The 19682-nt window shown below is 72.0% G+C and carries 18 protein-coding genes and 2 pseudogenes; 12 read left to right on the forward strand and 8 right to left on the reverse strand.

Translation table 11 applies throughout. The features are described from left to right. Window positions 1-73 precede the first annotated feature (73 nt). The gene (locus ACQPZZ_RS28395) at window positions 74-1354 is read right to left on the reverse strand and encodes a hypothetical protein (protein ID WP_432924054.1); all 1281 of its coding nucleotides are present in this window, start codon (window positions 1352-1354) and stop codon (window positions 74-76) included. A 164-nt stretch (window positions 1355-1518) separates the two neighbouring features. Here ACQPZZ_RS28395 and ACQPZZ_RS28400 point away from each other — a divergent pair, with 164 nt between their 5' ends. The 4 genes and pseudogenes from ACQPZZ_RS28400 (at window position 1519) to ACQPZZ_RS28415 (ending at window position 6339) form a co-directional block, all read left to right on the forward strand. Continuing rightward, window positions 1519-4125, forward strand: a complete 2607-nt coding sequence (locus ACQPZZ_RS28400; protein WP_432924056.1) for an alpha/beta fold hydrolase — start codon at window positions 1519-1521, stop codon at window positions 4123-4125. Further along, complete coding sequence (locus ACQPZZ_RS28405) at window positions 4122-5015, forward strand: ABC transporter permease (RefSeq protein ID WP_432924058.1); 894 nt, start codon at window positions 4122-4124, stop codon at window positions 5013-5015. The genes ACQPZZ_RS28400 and ACQPZZ_RS28405 overlap by 4 nt, the downstream gene beginning before the upstream one ends. A gap of 502 nt (window positions 5016-5517) precedes the next feature. Beyond that, window positions 5518-5850, forward strand: a pseudogene (locus tag ACQPZZ_RS28410) (sensor histidine kinase); the annotation flags it as partial. Beyond that, a complete protein-coding gene (locus ACQPZZ_RS28415; protein WP_432934579.1) occupies window positions 5851-6339 on the forward strand; it encodes a sensor histidine kinase in 489 nt (162 codons plus the stop codon). An 18-nt stretch (window positions 6340-6357) separates the two neighbouring features. Here the strand turns inward: ACQPZZ_RS28415 and ACQPZZ_RS28420 are convergent, their stop codons facing one another. Further along, window positions 6358-8244, reverse strand: coding sequence for a GAF domain-containing sensor histidine kinase (locus tag ACQPZZ_RS28420; protein WP_432924060.1), 1887 nt, complete (start codon window positions 8242-8244; stop codon window positions 6358-6360). Window positions 8245-8380: 136 nt separating this feature from the next. Between ACQPZZ_RS28420 and ACQPZZ_RS28425 the strand changes: the two genes are divergently transcribed. Beyond that, window positions 8381-9040, forward strand: a complete 660-nt coding sequence (locus ACQPZZ_RS28425) for a response regulator transcription factor (protein WP_432924062.1) — start codon at window positions 8381-8383, stop codon at window positions 9038-9040. A gap of 31 nt (window positions 9041-9071) precedes the next feature. On the opposite strand, the gene ACQPZZ_RS28430 is transcribed toward ACQPZZ_RS28425, so the two are convergent. After that, complete coding sequence (locus ACQPZZ_RS28430; RefSeq protein WP_432924064.1) at window positions 9072-9443, reverse strand: response regulator transcription factor; 372 nt, start codon at window positions 9441-9443, stop codon at window positions 9072-9074. Between the two features lie 187 nt (window positions 9444-9630). Between ACQPZZ_RS28430 and ACQPZZ_RS28435 the strand changes: the two genes are divergently transcribed. From ACQPZZ_RS28435 to ACQPZZ_RS28445, 3 genes are read left to right on the forward strand one after another with little or no spacing between them, the layout of a single operon-like run. Continuing rightward, on the forward strand, window positions 9631-10665 hold the full coding sequence (locus ACQPZZ_RS28435; RefSeq protein ID WP_432924066.1) for an alpha/beta fold hydrolase: 1035 nt from the start codon (window positions 9631-9633) through the stop codon (window positions 10663-10665). Window positions 10666-10685: 20 nt separating this feature from the next. Beyond that, on the forward strand, window positions 10686-10868 hold the full coding sequence (locus ACQPZZ_RS28440; RefSeq protein ID WP_432924068.1) for a DUF5999 family protein: 183 nt from the start codon (window positions 10686-10688) through the stop codon (window positions 10866-10868). A 4-nt stretch (window positions 10869-10872) separates the two neighbouring features. Next, window positions 10873-11358: an ATP-binding protein gene (locus ACQPZZ_RS28445; protein ID WP_432924070.1), complete on the forward strand. Its 486-nt coding sequence runs from the start codon at window positions 10873-10875 to the stop codon at window positions 11356-11358. On the opposite strand, the gene ACQPZZ_RS28450 is transcribed toward ACQPZZ_RS28445, so the two are convergent. Beyond that, on the reverse strand, window positions 11355-11522 hold the full coding sequence (locus tag ACQPZZ_RS28450) for a hypothetical protein (RefSeq protein WP_357049574.1): 168 nt from the start codon (window positions 11520-11522) through the stop codon (window positions 11355-11357). The genes ACQPZZ_RS28445 and ACQPZZ_RS28450 overlap by 4 nt on opposite strands. Window positions 11523-11679: 157 nt before the next feature. Between ACQPZZ_RS28450 and ACQPZZ_RS28455 the strand changes: the two genes are divergently transcribed. After that, on the forward strand, window positions 11680-13788 hold the full coding sequence (locus ACQPZZ_RS28455; RefSeq protein WP_432924072.1) for an ATP-binding protein: 2109 nt from the start codon (window positions 11680-11682) through the stop codon (window positions 13786-13788). A gap of 10 nt (window positions 13789-13798) precedes the next feature. On the opposite strand, the gene ACQPZZ_RS28460 is transcribed toward ACQPZZ_RS28455, so the two are convergent. Together ACQPZZ_RS28460 and ACQPZZ_RS28465 are read right to left on the reverse strand one after the other, a co-directional pair. Beyond that, window positions 13799-14764: a 4-epi-cubebol synthase gene (locus tag ACQPZZ_RS28460; protein ID WP_432924074.1), complete on the reverse strand. Its 966-nt coding sequence runs from the start codon at window positions 14762-14764 to the stop codon at window positions 13799-13801. Between the two features lie 84 nt (window positions 14765-14848). Further along, the gene (locus tag ACQPZZ_RS28465; protein ID WP_432924076.1) at window positions 14849-15241 is read right to left on the reverse strand and encodes an ankyrin repeat domain-containing protein; all 393 of its coding nucleotides are present in this window, start codon (window positions 15239-15241) and stop codon (window positions 14849-14851) included. Window positions 15242-15346: 105 nt separating this feature from the next. Between ACQPZZ_RS28465 and ACQPZZ_RS28470 the strand changes: the two genes are divergently transcribed. Together ACQPZZ_RS28470 and ACQPZZ_RS28475 are read left to right on the forward strand one after the other, a co-directional pair. Next, complete coding sequence (locus ACQPZZ_RS28470) at window positions 15347-16252, forward strand: proteasome assembly chaperone family protein (RefSeq protein ID WP_432924078.1); 906 nt, start codon at window positions 15347-15349, stop codon at window positions 16250-16252. A gap of 22 nt (window positions 16253-16274) precedes the next feature. Continuing rightward, window positions 16275-17339, forward strand: coding sequence for a Gfo/Idh/MocA family oxidoreductase (locus ACQPZZ_RS28475; RefSeq protein WP_432924080.1), 1065 nt, complete (start codon window positions 16275-16277; stop codon window positions 17337-17339). Between the two features lie 2 nt (window positions 17340-17341). Here the strand turns inward: ACQPZZ_RS28475 and ACQPZZ_RS28480 are convergent, their stop codons facing one another. After that, complete coding sequence (locus ACQPZZ_RS28480) at window positions 17342-17872, reverse strand: TetR/AcrR family transcriptional regulator (RefSeq protein ID WP_432924082.1); 531 nt, start codon at window positions 17870-17872, stop codon at window positions 17342-17344. Between ACQPZZ_RS28480 and ACQPZZ_RS28485 the strand changes: the two are divergent. Beyond that, window positions 17871-18572, forward strand: a pseudogene (locus tag ACQPZZ_RS28485) (SDR family NAD(P)-dependent oxidoreductase); the annotation flags it as partial. The gene ACQPZZ_RS28480 and the pseudogene ACQPZZ_RS28485 sit on opposite strands and share 2 nt — an antisense overlap. A 125-nt stretch (window positions 18573-18697) precedes the next feature. Here ACQPZZ_RS28485 and ACQPZZ_RS28490 read toward each other — a convergent pair. Next, window positions 18698-19495, reverse strand: a complete 798-nt coding sequence (locus tag ACQPZZ_RS28490) for a tyrosine-protein phosphatase (RefSeq protein ID WP_432924084.1) — start codon at window positions 19493-19495, stop codon at window positions 18698-18700. Between the last annotated feature and the right edge of the window lie 187 nt (window positions 19496-19682).

Here is a 19682-nt window from a genome sequence, read left to right on the forward strand (position 1 = left end):
GTCCTGAGACGCCGAGAGCCGCCCCCGGCGCGGGAGCGGCTCGAAAAAGGCGTGTGAGCTCGGGCGTGGACGATCAGGCCCTGGGCTCGGACACGGCGGCGGGCGCGGGCGTCTCCACTGACGTCGTCTCGGGCGTCGTCTCGGGCGTCGTCTCGGGCGCGACCTCGCGCGACGGGGCGGACCCAGCCGTGATCGTCGTTTCCGCGGCGATCCTGTCCTCCGCGGCGGCGGCCGTCAGGCCCCGGCGACCGGCGAACCACTCCACCGCGTACCACACCACGACCAGGGCGGCGAGCGCCGCCGGCCAGACCTCCGGCGCGTACGGCGGGGCTTCCAGCACCCGGTCCTGCACGAGCAGCCCTCCGTACACCCCGGCGGTGGCGAGCACCGCGCCGGCGAGCGGCCGCAGATAGCGGACCGGCACCAGGAAGGCCAGGTCGACGCCGAGCCCGGCGAGCAGGAAGAAGAACGGGATCGCCGACGGCGGGAAGCCGCCCCCGACAAGCAGCGGCCAGATCAGGCACCGGTAGGCCACATAGACCCCCGCGATCGCGGTGGCGGTGAGACGGCGGCCGACCATGACGCGGGCGAAGACCAGGATCGCGACGCCCAGGACCCCCGCGTACACGGCATAGACGACGTCGGGGATCGGCAGCGAGAACTTGAGCACCATCGCGCGGTCGACGGCCCGGCCCATCTGGTTGGCCGCGAATTCGAGCAGCGTCGGCTCGGCGTACGGCTGCCCGCGGTCCCAGGAGGCCAGCTCCAGCACGCCGTACTCCTGCTGCAGCTCGGGGAAGTGCGCGTTCTCCAGGAAGAACGCGAACAGGCCGCCCAGCACCAGCGCACGCCGCCTGCCGGAGATCCCGGCGTACCGGCCCGAACCGACATACCAGCCGCGGATCACTCCGGCGAGCATCAGCGCGGTGCCGATGTACAGCAACGCGTGCGACGGGCTCCACGCGGTGATGTCGAGCCCGTTGACGCGGTGGTTGATCAGGTCGAGCGGGATCGCGATGAGAAAGACCCCGGTGCCCCACAGGATGAGGCGGGAGGACGTCCGGTCCACCCCGTAGCCGGTGTACCAGTGCACGATGGTCAGCGCCACCGCGATCACCGTGCCGACCGTGTTGAGCAGGTGCGGCGGAGCCAGGTCGTCGCGCAGCCACTTGAAGTGCCACGACACGTCCCAGCTCGACCCGAGCACCTTGAGCCCGAACGCCGCGAGCCAGCCCAGGTAGAGCACCCGGAAAAGGTCCTCCGGCGTCCGCCTGCCCGCCTCCCCCCGGGTCCAGTACGGAAGAGCCCACTCGATCGCGCGAGCGGGGATCTGCTTGAGCGGCGTTCCATTCACGCGCGAAATGATGCCGTTCCCTATGGTGGGGCGCAATCAGGGATTACCCCGATGCATTATCACGATTCGTACCTACGATCGGGTCACGTCGTCGTCACGGCGGTTATCCACAGGCGCGACGGGCTCCTCAGCGGTCTCTCAGGAGTGACGAGTAGCATCGCGACATGACGTTTCCGGGTGGGCGGCGTGCCCTCGCGATCGTGGTCACGCTGGTCATCCTGACCGCCGCGGGCGTGACATGGGCACTGTGGCCCTCCGGCACCACCGTGCAGGGCCGCGACCTGGTCATTCCCGTCGTGGACGGACCGGCGGACGACCAGCACGTCGATCTCGACGCCACCTTCTATCCCCCGGCCTCCGGCGGGAGGGCTCCGGCGGTGCTGCTCGCGCACGGTTTCGGCGGCAGCAAGGAGAGCGTGCGCGAGCAGGCGGGACGGCTCGCGGGGCAGGGCTACGCCGTGCTGACCTGGTCCGCCCGCGGGTTCGGCCGCTCGACGGGGCAGATCGCGCTCAACTCCCCCGACTACGAGGTCAAGGACGTGCGGGGGCTGATCGACTGGCTGGCCGGGCGGCCCGAGGTGCGTCTCGACGCCCCGGGCGACCCGCGCGTCGGCATCGCCGGCGGCTCGTACGGCGGGGCTATAGCGCTGATGGCCGCGGCCTACGACAGCCGGGTCGACGCGATCGTCCCCCAGATCACCTGGTACGACCTCGCCGACGCGCTCTTCCCCGACGCCTCCGGCAAGGGTCCGCTCAACGGCGTCTTCAAGAAGATGTGGGCGGGCATCTTCTTCAGCTCCGCCGCCGACCGGCTGGCTCCGGACGGCGGCCTCGGCGCGGGCGGCCTCGGTACGGGCGGCATCGCCGGTCTCACCGGCCAGGGGACCGGGCTGACTCCCGAACCCGAGCAGGTGCGGTGCGGGCGGTTCCTGCCGCAGATCTGCGAGATTTACCAGAAGGTGGCCGAGACCGGCCGGGCCGGCCAGGAGGCGGTCGATCTCCTCCGGCGGTCGAGCCCGGTCTCGGTGCCCGGCCGGATCAAGGTGCCCACGCTGCTGATCCAGGGCCAGCGCGACTCACTGTTCCCGCTCTCGCACGCCGACGCCAACGCCCGAGCGATCGCCGCCACCGGCGCGCCGGTCGAGGTGGCCTGGTTCAACGGCGGCCACGACGGCGGTGACGGCGAGGCCGACTGGCTGTCCGACCGTACGACCGGCTGGTTCGACCGCTACCTCAAGGGGTCGGGCTCATCCACCGGCGACGGCGGCCCGGCGGCGTTCACCGTGACCAGGGACGGCGGGCGCGACCCGGGCACGCGCCGCCCGGTGCTCCTGCACGCGACCGCGGGCCGCTACCCGGGCCTGGCGGGCGGGGAGCGCACCACGATCACCCTCGACGGCCCCCAGCAGCCGATCGCCAACCCGGCGGGCGGGTCGCCGTCGTCGATCTCGGCGGTCCCGGGCCTCGGCGGGCTGCTGGGCGGCAACGGCGGCGGCGCGTCGATCGCGCTGGACATGCCCGGTCAGGCGGCCGTCTTCGAGTCGGCCCCGCTGACCAGGCCCACGCAGGTGACGGGCAGCCCGGCCGTCACGATCAGGGTGTACGGCACGGGCGAGGCCACACTGTTCGCCAAGGTCTACGACGTCTCCGGAGGATCCCTCCCCGTGCTCCCGTCGGGCCTGGTCTCACCCCTGCGGGTCACCGCCAGCGAGGCGGGCACTCCGGTCACCGTGACTCTCCCGGCCATCGACAGGCGCTTCGACGCCGGGCACCGGATGCGGCTGGTGGTGTCCACCACCGACCTCGGGTACGCGACGCCCGCCGCCCCCGCCGTCTACCGGGTCGCACTGGAGTCCCCCGCGCTGGAGCTGCCCGGGGACGCGGCGCTGCGGACGCCCGCCGCCGGCCCCGCGTGGTGGACGTGGGCCATGCCGCTCGCCGCGATCGTGGTCGCGGCCGTGCTCCTGCTGACCGGCAGGGCCAGGCGCGGCACCCACGCGGGCGACGACGCGGCCCCGGACGCCGAGTCCGCCGAGGTGCCCTTGGTGATCAGCGGGCTGGGCAAGCGCTACCGCAACGGCGAGAAGGCGGTCGACGGCCTGTCGTTCCGTGTCGAGAAGGGCCAGGTGCTCGGTCTGCTCGGGCCGAACGGCGCGGGCAAGACCACCACGATGCGCATGCTCATGGGTCTCATCCACCCCGACGAGGGCGAGATCCGGATCTTCGGCACGCGCGTGCGGCCGGGGGCTCCCGTGCTGTCCCGGCTGGGGTCGTTCGTCGAGGGGCCGGGGTTCCTGCCGCATCTGTCCGGGCGGGCCAACCTGGAGCTGTACTGGCAGGCCACGGGACGACCGCCGCAGGACGCCCACATGGAGGAGGCCCTGGAGATAGCCGGGCTCGGCGCGGCCCTGGACCGCGCGGTGCGCACCTACTCCCAGGGCATGCGCCAGCGCCTGGCCATCGCGCAGGCCATGCTCGGCCTCCCCGACCTGCTCGTGCTCGACGAGCCGACGAACGGCCTCGACCCGCCGCAGATCGCCGAGATGCGCCGGGTGCTCAGGGCGTACGCCGAGCGCGGGCGCACGGTCATCGTCTCCAGCCACATGCTCGCCGAGGTCGAGCAGGCCTGCACCCACGTCGTCGTCATGCACCGGGGACGGCTGGTGTCGGCCGGGCCGGTGAAGGACCTGCTCGGCACCGCGACGGCCGTCAACGGCGGCGGGCCCCGTCTGGAGGACGTGTTCCTCGACCTGATCGGAGAGAGCCGTTGAGCCCGGCGAAGCGACCGGCCCCGGACCTGACCGGGCACGTTCCCCCGAGCGGCCGGGCGCCCGGATACGCGCCGGGGCGCACACTGCCGCTGCGGGTGGAATTCGTGCGGCAGTTGCGGCGGCGCCGGACCCTGGCGATGTTCGGCGTGCTGCTCGCCCTGCCGTGGGTGCTCGTGGTGGCGTTCCAGTTCGGCCCGGCCGGGCGCGGCCAGGGCAGCCTGCGGCTGTCGGATCTGGCCACGGCGGGCGGGCTGAACTTCGCGGCCTTCGCCCTGTCGGTCTCGGCCAGCTTCCTGCTGGTCGTCGCCGTGGCGCTGTTCTGCGGCGACACGGTGGCGAGCGAGGCGAGCTGGTCGTCGCTGCGCTACCTGCTGGCGGCACCGGTTCCCCGCGACCGGCTGCTGCGTCAGAAGCTGGTGGTGGCGCTGACGTACTCGGCCGCCGCGGTGACCGTGCTCCCGCTGATGGCCCTGCTCGCCGGCACGCTGGCCTTCGGGTGGAACGACATCACCGTGCCGGGGACGGGCGAGGTCATCCCCGCTGCGGACGTGCTGCCCAAGTTCGCCGTCGTCATCGGCTATGCCCTGGTCAGCCAGCTGGTGGTCGCCGCGGTCGCCTTCCTGTTGTCGGTCGGCACCGACTCCCCGCTCGGCGCCGTCGGCGGCGCGGTCGGTCTGGTGATCGTCAGCAGCATCCTGCAGGCGGTCGAGGCGCTGGGCTCGCTGCGCGAGTTCCTGCCCACGTTCTGGAACACCGCCTGGCTCGACGCGCTCGCGCCGGAGCCCGACTACAGCGGCATGGTGAAGGGCGTGGCGGTCTCCGTCACCTACTCGGTGATCCTCATCGCCCTGGCCTTCCGCCGCTTCCGGCGCCGGGATGTCGTCTCCTGACGTGACCTCGGCGAGGCCACGGCATTCCAGCTAGCCGGAATGCCATGGGATGGCTGGCGGTGGGGCCGGTATGGGGGCTGCCAGCGCAGACGGGTGGATGCCGGCGGAGCATGGTGGTTTGGAGCCGATCCGAACGTGGATCGGCGCCCCTCGCGTCCACCGTTCCTGGCCGTGATCGAGGTCGCCACGGCCGGGCGGACGCGCGAGACCGCCACTGCCACAGCACGTGACCCCTAGCCGGAGGTGACCAGGTGCCGAGAACTGTCCTGGAACCGATGGGAACCGCGCCGCGCCGGGTGACGCGGCCGGGCCCGCCCGCGTCGCCCGCCCGGCACCGTTGTACGATGCCGTGCCCCACCCTGCGCACCCGGCGCCACCAGACGGCATTGTCCCGGCACAGCCGGTCGCGCCGCACGGCGCCGGAGGCCATATTGTCGTCCTCCGGCCCATACAACGGCTCGGTGACAGCCATAACAGGCACGGCACGGTTGTGACGACCGTCATGTACCACCGCGACCACTCACCCGCCCGCGATTCGGACGCCCGCGTCCCCGCTCCTCACGACGAGGACGAGATCGCCCTACCCGCGGACGCCGCCGAGAGCGTGCTGAGGCGGCTCACCGACGCCAGGAGACGACTGGACCGGACGGCCGACAGGCAGCGCCGTTTCCTGGCCGACGCCTCCCACGAGTTGCTGACGCCTCTCACCGGGCTGCGGACGCAGTTGGAGGAGGCCCGGCTGCACCCCGGCGAGACCGACCTCGCCGAGCTCGTCGACCACACGCTGCGAGACGTGGACCGTCTCCAGGCGATCGTCTCCGATCTGCTGGAACTGGTGAAGGCGGGAACGAAGCCGCCCCGCGGGAAAGGACGGGCGGACCTGACGGAGCTGGTACGGGCGGAGATCTCCAGCCGGGCGACCCGGAAGCCGGTGCTGCTCCGGCTCGTCCCGGGGGTGGCGGTCCACGCCGTCGAGCACGAGATCCACCGCCTGCTGGGCAATCTTCTGGACAACGCCCAGCGCCACGCCAGAAGCAGGGTGCTGGTGGAGGTGCGCCAGGAAGGCGTCCACGCGGAGCTCGCGGTCTCCGACGACGGAGGCGGCATCGCCGAAACCGATCGTGAGAGGGTCTTCGAGCCGTTCACCCGGCTGGACGAGTCCCGCAGTCGCAGCCAGGGCGGTCCCGGCCTCGGCCTCACCATCGCACGGGAGATCGTGCGAACGCACGGCGGAACCATCGGTGTGGAGGATGCGGCGGAGGGTGGCGCCCGCTTCGTCGTCCGCCTGCCACTCGCCCGGCACTCGCCCGGCAACCCGCCCTGACCGGCGCCCTCGTGGCCCTCAGCGCGCCACCGGCGGTGAGGACGCGTCCATCCTATCGGCGTTGCCGACCGGGATGACGGCCGTCACCGCGGTGCCATGGCCGGCCGGGCTGGTGACCTCGATCGTGCCGCCGAGCGCCTGGACACGGTCGATGAGACCGATCAGCCCGGAGCCCTTGCCGGGGTCCGCGCCTCCTACCCCGTCGTCGCGGATCGCGACTCTCGCCGCCTCGCTCACCCCGTCGACCTCGACGCACACCAGCGAGGCGCGCGCGTGCTTGGCCACGTTCGTCAGCGACTCCGAGACCATGTAGTAGACCGCCACCTCGACCCGCTCCGGGAGACGCCCCTCGACCCGCACCCGCAGGTCGACGGGTACGGCCGAGCGCCGCGCGAGCATCTTCAGGGCCGGCCCGAGTCCTCCTTTGGACAGGATCGCCGGATGGATGCCGCGCGACAGCTCCCGCAGGTCCTCCAGCACCATCGTCAGGCCCTCGGACGTATGGACCAGCTGTTCCTTGAGCTTCGCCAGGTCGGGCGGCACGGCGGCCTCCGCCATGCGCAGTTGCAGCCCCAGGGAGACCAGGCGCTGCTGTGCCCCGTCATGCAGGTCGCGTTCGATCCGGTGCCGGGTCTCGTCCGAGGCCGCGACCACCCGGGCGCGCGAGGCGGCGAGCTCGTCGCGGGCCTGGGCGTTGGAAATCGCGGTGGCGACGAGTCCGGTGAAGTCCCGCATGCGTTCCTCAACGCCGTCCGGCTGCGGCTCAAGACGGCTGAAGAAGGCGACCATCACGCCCCACAGGCGCGCCTCGACGACGATCGGGCTGGCCACCGCGGAGACGATCTCCTCGTTCCTGGCCCACGCGTCCAGCTCTCCGGCCGCCCCCTCTTCGGCCGCCATCCTGCCCGGCCGTCCCGTCCGCAGGACGAGAGCGGACAGACCGTTCTCGTTGAGCGGCCGGCGCGAGCCCACGGGCAGCGGGAAGCCGCCGGCCGACGCGCTCCACGAGCTCAGCAGGACGACCGTCCGATCGGGCTCGTATCGTTCGATCGCCGTGTGGTCCGCGTTCACGATCGGCCCCATCTCGCGGGCGACGGCCTCGAAGATCTCCGTCGGGCGTACCCCGCGCGCGACCAGCGTCGCGACCCGCCGCAGGGCGGCCTGCTCCTCCGCCACCCTGGCCAGCTCGTCCCTGCTCGCCGCGAGGGCGTTCCCGATGGCCTCACGATCACGCGCCGCCACCAGCACCGCCTCCAGGGAGGGCACTACGCGTTCCCGCAGGCGGCGCAGCGTCGCCGCGGGCAGGTCCGCGGGCGCGACGAGCGTGCCGAGCCTGACACTTTCGTCGGTCAGCGGGAGCGCGGTGTGGCGCGGGTCCTTGCCGACCGGTCCGAGTTCGATGGTCAGGTACGGCAGGCCGAGCCCCTCCGCCAGGCGCCTGGCCACGACCGGCAGCGCCGCGCGCAGATGCTCGGCGCGCAGGAGGAGACGGGCGGTGCCGGCGTCGAGGTCGGCTTCGCGCCTGCGCTCCTCGGCCTCGATGAGCAGCGCCCGCATCAGTGCGGCGGCGGCGCTGACCAGCAGCGCGACGACCAGGAAGACCAGCAGTGGCACCCACGACCAGCTGCTGAGAAGGGTGACCCGGTTGACGGGGGTGACCAGGAAGAAGTCGTAGGCGAAGCCGCTGGCCAGCGCGGTCAGGATGCCGAGCGGCAGGCCCCACAGGTACGAAACCACGAGAACGCCGACCAGATAGACTACGGCCAGGGCGTTCGAGGGGGCCACCCGCGCCAGCAGGAAGGTCAGAAAAGTCTCCGCCGTCACGCATACGACACCGGCGATGACGCCCACCAGGAGGGGCGGACGCGTCACGCGGAGCAGCGACGACAGCAATCGCGCGCACATAAGCCCACGTTACGCGGCTGTTCGCACCACGTCGACGCTGATCGGCCGTGCTCGGTGCGGCTGCCCCGGTCGGTGACGCGATCGAGGTGCGGCCCCCGCCCGGGCGTGTCCGGCACGCGCGGAAGGCGGCGAAACGGTGGACGAGACACCGACGCGAGTGGCCCTGGCGGACGACGACGTGCTGCTGCGCGAGGGGCTCGCGAGTCTGCTGGAACGATCGGGTTTCGAGATCGCCGGGCAGGCGGGGAACGCGTCCGAGCTGCTCGCCCTCGTACGGGAGCGCCGCCCGGACCTCGCGGTCGTCGACATCCGGATGCCGCCGCGACACACCACGGAAGGCGTCGAGGCGGCCAAGGTCATCCGCGCGGAGTTCCCCGAGGTGGGCATCCTGCTGCTGTCGGCGCACGTCGAGGTCGACCAGGCGATGGAGTTGCTCGCCGCCGGTCACCGGGTCGGCTACCTGCTCAAGAGCCGGGTGACCGCGGTGTCCGACTTCGTCGAGACGCTCGAACGCATCGCCCACGGCGGCTCCGTCGTCGATCCCAGCCTCGTGGCCGAGCTGATCAACGCCCGCCGCCGGCACGATCCGCTGGAGCAGCTCACCCAGCGTGAGCGGGAGGTGCTCGCCCTGATGGCGGAGGGCCGCTCCAATGCGGGGATCGCGCACAAGCTCTGGATCACGGAGGGCACGGTCGAAAAGCACGTGCGCAGCATCATGTCGAGGATGCGGCTGCCGGAGACGGAGGACGACCACCGCCGCGTGCTCGCGGTGCTCGCCTTCCTCGACGCCCGCTGAGGCCGTACGAGCCCGGCCCGGAACCGGACCGTCAGGCGCCCGCCCTGCGAAGGATCTCGTCAATGGCCCGGCCCGAGAGGCTCGGCTTGGACAGGAAGGCGAGGGCCGGGCTGGTGGCGATCATCTCGGCGAAGTCCTGCTCGTCGTACGTGGAGATCAGGATGATTCGCGGCGGGCGGTCCCCCGCGACCTCATAGAGCCGCAGGACCAGGTCGAAGCCGTTCTCCTCGCCCAGGTCGATGTCGACCAGCACGATATCCGGCCGCAGTTCGTCGAAGCACCGGAGAGCCTCGGCCGTGGTGGACACCGCGCCCACGACGGCGACGCCGTCCGCCTCCAGCAGCAGGCGGGCGGCCTCCTTGAAGTGATCGCTGTCGTCGACGATGAGACACCGCAGGGGCACATCTCCACAGTGGCATCGGGGCGCGTCGGAGTCATTGCAGCTAGCCGCAATCCCGCGGTGCCGCGGACACGCCCGCGAGATGGGGGCTGCCAGCGCAGACGCCACGCCATCCAAAAGGGATCGTAAGAAGTGTCAACGGGCGACCGCGAAGCGGGGAGCTCGCCCGGGTTTCCCGAAGGAGGCGGCGATGCCGACCGACCGGCACGAGACGTGGACCGACGGAATGACCGGCCTGGGCGCGATGGTGCCGAGGCCCCGCCGGTCCGGCGAATCCGCCGCGTCCGGCCCCGGCCCCGAGCGGGGCGCGGGCACGTCCCGCGTCGTCGTCGCCGACGACGGCGTCGAGCTGTACGTCGTGGTGGACGGCCCCGAGGACGCCGAGGTGACCATGGTGTTCTGCCACGGCCTGTCAATGTGCCTGGACTGCTGGCAGGACCAGCGCACGGCCCTGGCCGGCCGGGCCCGACTGGTGATGTACGACCAGCGCGGCCACAACCGGTCGGGCCGGGGCGCCGCGGGGTCGGCCACGATCGCGCAGCTCGGCCGGGACCTGCACCGGATCCTCGACGAGGTCGTCCCGGTGGGGCCCGTGGTCCTGGTGGGACACTCGATGGGCGGCATCGCGATCATGGCGCTGGCGCGGGCGCACCCGGAGATGTTCGGCCCCAGGATCGCGGGGGTGGCGCTGCTGTCGACGTCCGCCGGCGGGCTGTCCCAGATCACGCTGGGCCTCCCGGCGTACGGCGCGCGGCTGCTGCGCCCGCTCCTGCCCGGACTGCTCAGGCTGCTCGGCGACGACCCGGCCCGCCGCGGGCGCGCCGTCGAGGAGATCGTGCACCTGCTGGTCCGGCGCTACTCCTTCACCTCGGACGTGCCGGCGAGCGTGCGGGATGCCGCCGCCCGGGTCATCTGCTCCGCCCCTGCGCAGGTGTTCAGGGACTTCTACCCGGCCCTGATGGCGCACAACGGGTTCGCGGCGCTCGGGGCACTGCGCGACATCCCCACGCTGGTCATGGTCGGCGGCGCCGACCTCGTCACGCCTGTCGCGCACAGCGAGGCGATCGCGGCGGCCCTGCCCTCGGCGCGGCTCGTCGTTCTCCCGGAGACCGGCCACAGCCTGATGCTCGAACGGCCCGGCAGCGTCAACAGCGCACTCGGCCGTCTGCTGCGCCGGGTCACCCGGCCCGAGCCGGCTCTCCGCGAACTGTCCGCCACCCGCTGAAGGATCGAGGTGATCCGCATGTGCCCGCACACCCCGCCGTACCCGCCCGATCACGACGCCGCCCGTCTGGTGGCGTTCCAACCCCGAGCAGGGGTGGGGACTGCTTGTGCAACGGCGTCGTGGTGTTCGACGACACCGGCGAGCTGCTCCCCGACGGCCGGAGCCTCCCCGCGCACCGGGCCTGCTGTGCACGGGCCGCGTGACCGCGTGGGCGGAACGATGATCTCGCTCGTGCCCCCGGCCCGGCCGCCGGACGACGTCGTGACAGGTCTCCGCCGTTCCTCCTGGACGCTTCCCGCCGACCCCGCCTCGACGTGCCGCGCACGGCGGCTCGTCCGCGCCGCTCTGACGGAATGGAGCTGCGGCCAGGACCCGGAGGTGACGGAGGTGGCCGAACTCCTCGTCAGCGAACTGGTCGCCAACGTGCTGCGGCACGGGCGGGGAGAACCGGTCCTCACCCTCCTGCTGCGCGACGACACCGGCGACGACACGACCCACCGCACGACCGGCCGCGTCCTGCGATGCGAGGTCGAGGACGAGGTTCGGGTCCCCGTCCGGGCGCGCGGCATGTCACGGGACGACGAAGAGGGCGGCAGGGGTCTGCTGATCGTCGACTCGCTGTCCCGCTCCTGGGGCGTGCGCCCGACACGCAGGGGCAAGGCGGTGTGGTTCGAGCTCTCGGCGAACCGCTAATCCCAGTGAGGGGGGCGTTCCTCCAGCAGTCGGGAGACGTCGGAGTCGGAGCGCCATTCGCCCCACCCGAGGTCGGTGTCGTCGCTCGTCTGGTCAGGCAGCACCGGCAGCCCCTCGTCGAAGAGGTCCACCGGACGCATGTCATCCGGATGCTGCACACTCACGCGCACAATGCTACTGGCTCCGCCCATAGCCGTGATCCGGCGAGCCGGCGCCTCCCACCGGTCAAACGTCACGCCGGTACCACCGGACAGCCAACCGCACGCAAAGGTACGATGCGGGAGCAGGGAGCACGCCGGACGAACCCCCCCGTGAGGCGGCATGGCAACGCCATCAGGATGGCGGCAAGAGGGCAACCTGCCCGTGGAGCTCACCAGCTTCGTCGGGCGGACGCGGCTGCTCGCGTCGCTGAGACAGAAGCTGCAGGAGCACCGGCTGATCACCGTGACGGGCATCGGCGGGGTCGGCAAGTCGCGCACGGCGCTGCGTCTCGCGCATCAGGTGCGGCGCCAGTTCAGGGACGGCGTCTGGTATGTCGACCTGGCCCGGCTGCAGGACCCCGCAATGGTCTACCACACCATCACCGCCGCGCTCGGCATCGCCGACCAGTCGCCGCGCGAGGGGTCGGACACCCTCGCCGAGTGGCTGGCCGACCGGGAGCTCCTGCTCATCCTGGACACCTGTGAGCACCTGGTCGACGCGTGCGCCCACCTCACGCAGGAACTGCTCAGCACGGCGCCGCACCTGCGCATCCTCGCGACGAGCCGGCGTTCCCTCAACGCCCCGGGCGAGTACACGGCCGCCGTGCCACCGCTGTCGGTGCCCGGCGACAGTCCCTCGGAGAACCCGTTCACCAACGAGGCCGTCGAGCTGTTCGGCGCGCGGGCCTCCTCCGTCGTGCCCGACTTCGTGGTCGACGAGGACAACATCACGGCCGTCGCCGAGCTGTGCCGCCGCCTCGACGGGATCCCGCTGGCCATCGAACTGGCCGCCGTACGGCTGCGCACACTGTCGGTCGAGCAGATCCTCGCGCTGCTCGCCGACCGGTTCAGCCTGCTCGCCGGGGCCAGCCGTACGGCGCTGCCACGGCACCAGACGCTGCGCGCGGCGATCGGGTGGAGCCACGAGCTGTGCGAACCGGCCGAGCGGCTGCTGTGGGCACGGCTGTCGGTGTTCGCCGGCGACTTCGAGCTGGACGCCGCCCGGAACGTCTGCGCCGGTGAGGTCCTGCCCGCCGAGCGTATCCTCGACGTGATCGGCGGCCTGGTCGACAAGTCGGTACTGCTCAGCTTCACCACTCCGGCCGGCCAGCGGTATCGGCTGATCGACACGCTGCGGCAGTACGGCGGCGAGTGGCTCGACAAGCTCGGCGAGACGCAGAACCTGCGGCGCCGCCACCGCGACTACTACCTCCAGCTGGCCGAGCGCAGCGAGCACTCGTGGTCGGGACCGCGTCAGGTCCACTGGTACACCCGGTTGCGCCAGGAGCACGACAACATCCGCGTCGCCCTCGACTACTGCCTGTCGACACCGGGCGAGGAGCGCGTCGGCCTGGAACTGCTGTCGGCCCTGTGGTTCCTGTGGGTCGCCTGCGGATTCGCCCGCGAGGGCGTGGTCTACCTGGAGCGGGCGCTCAAGGCCAGCCCCTCGCCGAGCAAGGAACGCTGCAAGGCCCTGTGGGTGCTGGCCTACATCCGCAGCGCCCAGGGCGACATGGCGGGCGCGCTGGCCGCGGCCGAGCAGTGCAGCACCGACGCGGTGCGGGTGGGCGACTCGGGCGCGGTGCTGCTCGCGACCAAGATGCAGGGCACCGCGGCCATGCTGCAGGGCGACGCGAAGAAGGCGACGGCGCTGCTCGGCGTCGCGATCGAGTTCCACCGGGGCGGCCGGGAGCTGAACCCGGGCCTGCTCCCGGCGATCGTCGAGCTGTCCATGGTGCTGCTCTCACAGGGCGAGTTCGCGGAGGCGGAGACCCTGCTCGTGGACTGCCTGCAGGTCTGCCAGGAACGCGGCGAGCTGTGGCTGCGCTCCTACGCCTGGTACGCGACCTCCCTGGTGCACCGGGCCATAGGCCGGCGCGACGAGGCGCTGGTGGCGTGCAAGGAGGCGTTGCGGATCAAGCGGCACTTCCACGACGTGCTCGGCATCGTGCTGTGCGTGGACAACCTCGCGACGCTGAGCCTCGAGGCCGGTGAGCCGGAACGGACGGCGACCCTCCTCGGGGCGGCCCAGGCCAACTGGCGGACGTTCGGGCTGCCCCAGTTCGGGTCGCCGTTCTTCACGACCGAGCACGAGCAGTGCGTCAAGGAGTGCAAGAAGCTGGTCGGCGACGCCGCCTACGACGAGGCGTACGCCGTCGGGGCCCGGTTCAGCCTGGGTGACCTCGTCGAGTACGCGCTGGACGATCTCGACGACTTCTCCCCGGACTGACCGGGCGCAGTCACTGCCAGGCGCCGACGTACCGGGAGCTGGTCAGCGAGTAGTCCACGCTGCCGCTGATCCAGTACTTCAGGCCGTCCACGTACGCGTCGACGGCGGGCGAGCCGAGCGCCTCGGTGGCCGGGGTGAGCGCCGCCATCGCGGCGACCGCCTCGTCGCGCATCGCGCCGATGCGGTCCATCGCCTCCTGGACCGTGCAGCCGGTGTGCCCGACCAGCACGCTGACGAGGTTGTTGCGGATGTTGGCCTCCCCCCGCTCCTTGGCGTACGAGATGAGATCGTTGTCCCAGACGACCACGTCGTTGGCGTGCTCGGTCATCTCGTGCACGACCGGGTGGCGCCACTCGTCCGCAGTGAGGGGAATCTCGGCGGCCACGTCGATCAGCGCGAAGACGGTGAGCATCGCGCCGGTCCTGCGGCGCATGAAGATGTAGTCGTCGATAGTCGGAACGACGTCGTCCTCGCGGTTGGCGGCCTCCCACACCTGCGCGAACAGGTAGTCCTTGGTCGTCGCGCACCAGCGGTCGATCTGGTCGGCGGTGGCGTGGGCGGCGATCCTCGTCCTGATGTCGAGCAGCGCACGGGCGAAGACGTTGTCGACCGGTTCGGCGTTCTCCTCGACGACGCCGTAGAGCTGGGGCAGGGCCCGGGCGATCTCGGCCGCCCGCCGGTCCGACTCGCAGTAGGCGTCGTCGAACGCGAACAGCCACACGCACCAGTCCGTGACGAGCTGGCACAGCTCCCGGGAGGCGTACGGGTAGGTCCGGGCGCCGAGCCATCCGTAGCGAGCGAGCCGGTAACGGTCGAGCTGGTCCTCGCCGGCGATCATGCCGGACGCGGCCAGCCAGGCCAGCGTGTCCCGGTTCACCACCTCGACGTGCGGGTTCACCGCACTCGGGAAGGGGCAGGTGAGCGAGGGAAGGCGGAGGGGGCGCCCACTGAGGGAATCCGCTTTCGCAGTAGCCATCCGCCCAGCATGGTCCCACCGGGTGAACGATGCCAGATCTCCTCAATTAAGGACACACCAGTCAGTCGGATCGGCTCAGCCGGATCAGCCCTCCAGGAGGCTGACGATCTCCGGGTCCGCGAACAGGCGGGCGGTGTCGACCGCCGACGGCGTCCCGGCGTAGCGATCGGCTCCCAGCTCCAGCAACGCCCGCACGACCTCGGGCTCCTTCTTGAAGACCGCGCCGGCCAGCGGTGTCTGCCCGCGGTCGTTCGCGAGGTCCGGGTCCGCGCCCCGCTCGCCCAGGGCGCGTACGGTGTCGGCGTGCCCGTGGTAGGCCGCCAGCATGAGCAGGGTGTCGCCCTTCTGGTTGTGCAGGTTCACGGGCACGCCCGCGTCGACGTAGGCGCACAGCGCCTCGGTCCGCCCCGACCTCGCGAGGTCGAAGACCCTGGTGGCGAACTCCTCCAGCTCCGGGTCCGGCTCCATGTTCTCCATTGTCCAACGGTAGGGTCGCCGCTACCTCCCGGGATTCAAACGCGGAATCGACCGGGGGTCCCGTAGGTTCAGTAGGTAAAGACTTCGTGAGAAAGGCTGGGACACGTGTCCGACCCCACGGATCTCTATCGGCTCGACGGGGACCTGCCCGAGCTGACCGATCCGGTGCTGCTCTACCACTTCGAGGGGTTCGTCGACGCCGGTGCCACCGGGCGGCTGGCCCTGGGGCACCTCCTCGCCGAACTGGAGCACCGGGTCATCGCGCACTTCGACGTGGACCGGCTGCTCGATTACCGGTCACGCCGCCCGGTGATGACCTTCGACGCCGATCACTGGAGCGATTACGACACTCCTGAGCTGGCCGTCTACCTGGCCAAGGACGTCACCGGCACGCCGTTTCTCATCATGAGCGGCCCGGAGCCCGACCGGGAGTGGGAGCTGTTCACCGAGGCCGTCGGCATGCTGGTGACCCGGCTCAACATCGGCAAGCTCGTGACCGTGCACGGGATCCCGATGGGCGTCCCGCACACCCGGCCGCTCGGCCTGACGGCGCACGCCAGCCGGCCCGACCTCGTCCACGGGCAGACCAGTCCCTTCGGCAAGGTCCGCGTGCCGGGGAGCCTCGCCGCGCTCGTCGAGTTCCGGCTCGGCGCGAAGGGCCACGACGCGCTCGGCTACGCGATCCACGTGCCCCACTATCTCGCCCAGGCCGAGTATCCGCAGGCCGCGGTGACGGCGCTGGAGGCCGTCACCCGCGGCACCGGGCTGGTGTTCCCCACGGACGCTCTCCGGGACGCGGCCGACAAGACCAACACCGAGATCGAGGAGCAGATCGCGGCCTCCGACGAGCTGGCCGGCGCGATCCGCGGCCTGGAGCAGCAGTACGACGCGTTCCAGTCGGGCGCCGAACGGGAGAGCCTGCTGGCCGAGGATGCGCAGATGCCCACGGGTGACGAGCTCGCCGCCCAGTTCGAGGCGTTCCTCGCCGAACGGGACGACCGCGACACCTGAGCCGAAGGACATCCCGCCCCTCATGCCGCCCTCAGATCTCCCCGGGATCCGCGTCGGATTGGCCGGTTTCGGCCCGGCCGGATCCTTCTTCCACGCGCCGTTGATCGCCGCCACGCCGGGACTGCGCCTCGCCGCCGTCGTCACCCGCGACCCCGCCAAGGCGGACCGCGTCCGCGCCGAGCACCCCGGCGCGGACGTTGTGGCGTCCGCGGACGCCCTGTGGGACCGCTGCGATCTCGTGGTGATCGCGACGCCGAACCGCACCCACGTGTCCCTGGCGGCCGAGGCGCTCGACGCCGGTCTCCCCGTGGTCGTCGACAAGCCGCTGGCCGGCACCGCGCAGGAGGCCCGCGACCTCGTACGGCTGGCGCGTGACCGTGGGCTGATGCTGACGGTCTTCCAGAACAGGCGCTGGGACGGCGACTTCCTGACCCTGCGCCGCCTGCTGCCCGAGCTGGGCGAGGTCCACCGGTTCGAGTCGCGGTTCGAACGGTGGCGGCCGGTGCCCAAGGGCGGCTGGCGCGAGTCGGGCGGCCCGGAGGAGATCGGCGGCACCCTCTACGACCTCGGCAGCCACCTGGTGGACCAGGCCCTGCGGTTGTTCGGCCCGGTCTCTCGGGTGTACGCGGAGACCGACGTCAGGCGGGCCGGGGTGCGCAACGACGACGACGCGTTCGTCGCGCTGACCCACCGGAACGGCACCCGCTCGCACCTGTGGATGAGCGCGGTGGCCGCGAACCTCGGCCCGAGGTTCCGGGTGCTGGGCTCCCGCGCGTCGTACGTCAAGTGGGGGCTGGACCCGCAGGAGGAACGCCTGCGGGCGGGCGGGGGCCCGGACGCCGCCGGCTGGGGCGTGGAGCCCTCCGAGCGCTGGGGCACGCTCGGCGCCGAGGGCGACGCCCGCCCGGTTCGCACGGAGCCCGGGGCGTACCAGCGGTTCTACGAGGGCGTCGTGGCCTGCCTGCGGGACGGCGCGCCGCCCCCGGTCGAGCCGGACGGTGCCGTGGAAACCATCGCCGTCCTGGAGGCCGCCGCTCTCTCGGCCGCCCTCGGCCAGGTGGTCACCCTTTCCGAGCGGCAGGAATAGCGTCAGGTCGTGTCGCTCCGGGAGCCCGTTACGGAGGCGCCCGGGGCGGAGACGCCCTGGGCGGCGGCGAGTCGGCGCGCGACCTCGATCACGGTCTCGCGGCGGCGGTCCAGGGCGGCCTGGTCGGTCTCCTCGTCCAGAGCGAGGCGGCACATCCGGGGCACCGCGAAGTTCCAGGCGATCAGTCCCATGACGGTGAACAGCAGGTCCTGGGCGGCGCGGACTCGTACGTCCTCGGGAACGTGGTGCGCCACGCCTCCGTCCACGAGCTGGTGGGCCTTCTCGCGGAACGCGTCACGGCGCTTCGGCTCGCCCTCATCGGGTGCGTCGCCCGCCTCCAGCGCCTCCCACAGCAGCAGCCTGATCAGCTCCGGGTGCTCCCGGTACCAGTCGAAGATCTGCCCGACCGACTCGGCCACCGCGTCGGGATCGATGGAGATGGCGACGGGGACCTCCTCCAGCTTCGCCCGCAAGACGGCGGCGAACAGCTTCTCCTGGCTCCCGTAGTACAGGTAGATGGCCTGCGCTCTCATGAGCACCACGGTTCCCATCCCCGTTCGTTCGCCGCTGCCGACCGCTCTCTCGGGCACGACCGCCGTCGTCATCGGCGGAAGCTCGGGCATCGGGCTGGCGGCGGGCGTCCTGCTGCGTTCGGTCGGCGCCCGCGTCGTGCTGGTCGGCCGCGATCCCGACCGGCTGAAGGCCGCCGTCTCCCGGGTGCGAGGCGCAGGCCCGGCCGAGGATCCCGACGACGCCGTGGTCGGCGTTCCCGGCGACGGCGGAGACGAGCAGACCCTCGCCGAGGCCTTCGACCGGGCGGGTCACGTCGACCATGTGTACGTCACCGCCGGCGGCGTCAGCGGCGCCGGCCCCCTGACCGGGCTGTCGGCCGACGACATCCGCACGACCCTCGGTTCCGGCCCCCTTCAGACGGTCTTCGCCGTCGCCCGCGCGGCGGCGACGCGGCTTCCCGCGGGAGGCTCGCTCACGTTCAGCTCGGGGATCCTCGTGGTCCGCCCCTATCCGGGAATGACCGTCCCGCTGTCGCTCGGCGGCGCCGTGGAGACCCTCACCAAGGCCCTCGCCGTGGAACTCGCCCCCGCGCGGGTGCGCGTGAACACCGTCCGCTACGGCCGGATCGACACCCCGCTCCTGCGCTCACTGCCGGGGCTGGACTCCGACGACGCGGTCGCCGCCGCCGGATCGACCGTCCCCCTCGGCCGGTTCGGCACCGCCGAGGAGGCCGCCGCCGCGGCTGTCTTCCTCATGGCCAACAACCACCTCACCGGCCAGGTATCACCGTCGACGGCGGCGAGACACTCACCTGATCCCGGCCGGCCCGTTGCCGGGGCCGGATGTCAGTCGCGCAGGCGGCCGCGCAGGGCCTCGGTGTCCGCGTCGGTCCACCCGTGGGTGCGCAGCCAGCCGAGGGGACCGCCGAACCGGACGTCCAGCGTCGTCAGGAACTGGCCCATGTATTCGGGCCGCGGCAGGTGGCTGTCGGCAGGCTTGGAGTCGAGGTCCTCGCGATAGGTGCGGCTGGCGCGCAACCGGGCGAGGATGCCCTCCAGCCGTTGGCCGGTGGCGACGTAGTCCTCGATGATCGCCTCCCGGGTGGCGCCCGCGACGGCGAGCGCCAGCGCGCTGACGACTCCGGTGCGGTCCTTGCCCGCCGCGCAGTGGACCACGGCCGCGCCGTCGTCACGGGCGAGCACCCGCAGGGCGGCCACCACGGAGTCGGGCCGGTCGCGCAGGTATCCGTAGTAGTAGCCGGTCACGCGGAGTTCGGCCAGGTCCGCCTCGTCCCGCTCGCCCTGCCACGGCAGCGCCCTGTCGTCGATGGTGTCGGCCTCGACGTCGGTGAGGCGCCCGCCCTCCGCGAACAGGCTGTGGTGGTGGATGCCGACCTCCGGCAGGAGGGTCAGGGGCCCGGGCCCCTCCAGGCGTACCTCGGTCTCCGACCGCAGGTCCACCACGTGCCGCAGCTTGAGGTCGCCCACCAGCAGCGCCACGTCCCCCTCGGTCAGGCCCTGCAGGTTGTCGGCCCGCAGGATCCGCCCGGGCACCGTGGTCCCGCCGTCAGCGGTGGGCAGACCGCCGAGGTCCCGTACGTTCGCCGCGCCTTCCAGAACGATCCAACGCTCGTGTGCATTCATCACATCGAGCCTATCCGTCCCGGCAGCCACGCAACTGTGACGCCTGACGGTCAAGTTCTTCCCCGGTGTTCGCCAAACAGCCGTAATGTATGGCGTCGCGGGCGCTTCTCGATCACCGGTTCCGGCGCAGCGATCGGGAGCGCCGTCGCCACGGACCCCGCCCCAGGCAGCACACCCAATGGAGGAC

Origin of the sequence: Microbispora sp. CA-135349 (genome assembly GCF_050947365.1) — a bacterium.
Classification (GTDB): Bacteria; Actinomycetota; Actinomycetes; order Streptosporangiales; family Streptosporangiaceae; genus Microbispora.

Bases quoted from the DNA above. Each gene is read 5' to 3' on its own strand.
- ACQPZZ_RS28400 (WP_432924056.1), top strand. From the start codon at position 1,519: ATGACGTTTCCGGGTGGGCGGCGTGCCCTCGCGATCGTGGTCACGCTG.
- ACQPZZ_RS28420 (WP_432924060.1), bottom strand. From the start codon at position 8,244: ATGTGCGCGCGATTGCTGTCGTCGCTGCTCCGCGTGACGCGTCCGCCC.
- ACQPZZ_RS28435 (WP_432924066.1), top strand. From the start codon at position 9,631: ATGCCGACCGACCGGCACGAGACGTGGACCGACGGAATGACCGGCCTG.
- ACQPZZ_RS28455 (WP_432924072.1), top strand. From the start codon at position 11,680: ATGGCAACGCCATCAGGATGGCGGCAAGAGGGCAACCTGCCCGTGGAG.
- ACQPZZ_RS28460 (WP_432924074.1), bottom strand. From the start codon at position 14,764: ATGGCTACTGCGAAAGCGGATTCCCTCAGTGGGCGCCCCCTCCGCCTT.
- ACQPZZ_RS28465 (WP_432924076.1), bottom strand. From the start codon at position 15,241: ATGGAGAACATGGAGCCGGACCCGGAGCTGGAGGAGTTCGCCACCAGG.
- ACQPZZ_RS28475 (WP_432924080.1), top strand. From the start codon at position 16,275: ATGCCGCCCTCAGATCTCCCCGGGATCCGCGTCGGATTGGCCGGTTTC.
- ACQPZZ_RS28480 (WP_432924082.1), bottom strand. From the start codon at position 17,872: ATGAGAGCGCAGGCCATCTACCTGTACTACGGGAGCCAGGAGAAGCTG.
- ACQPZZ_RS28490 (WP_432924084.1), bottom strand. From the start codon at position 19,495: ATGAATGCACACGAGCGTTGGATCGTTCTGGAAGGCGCGGCGAACGTA.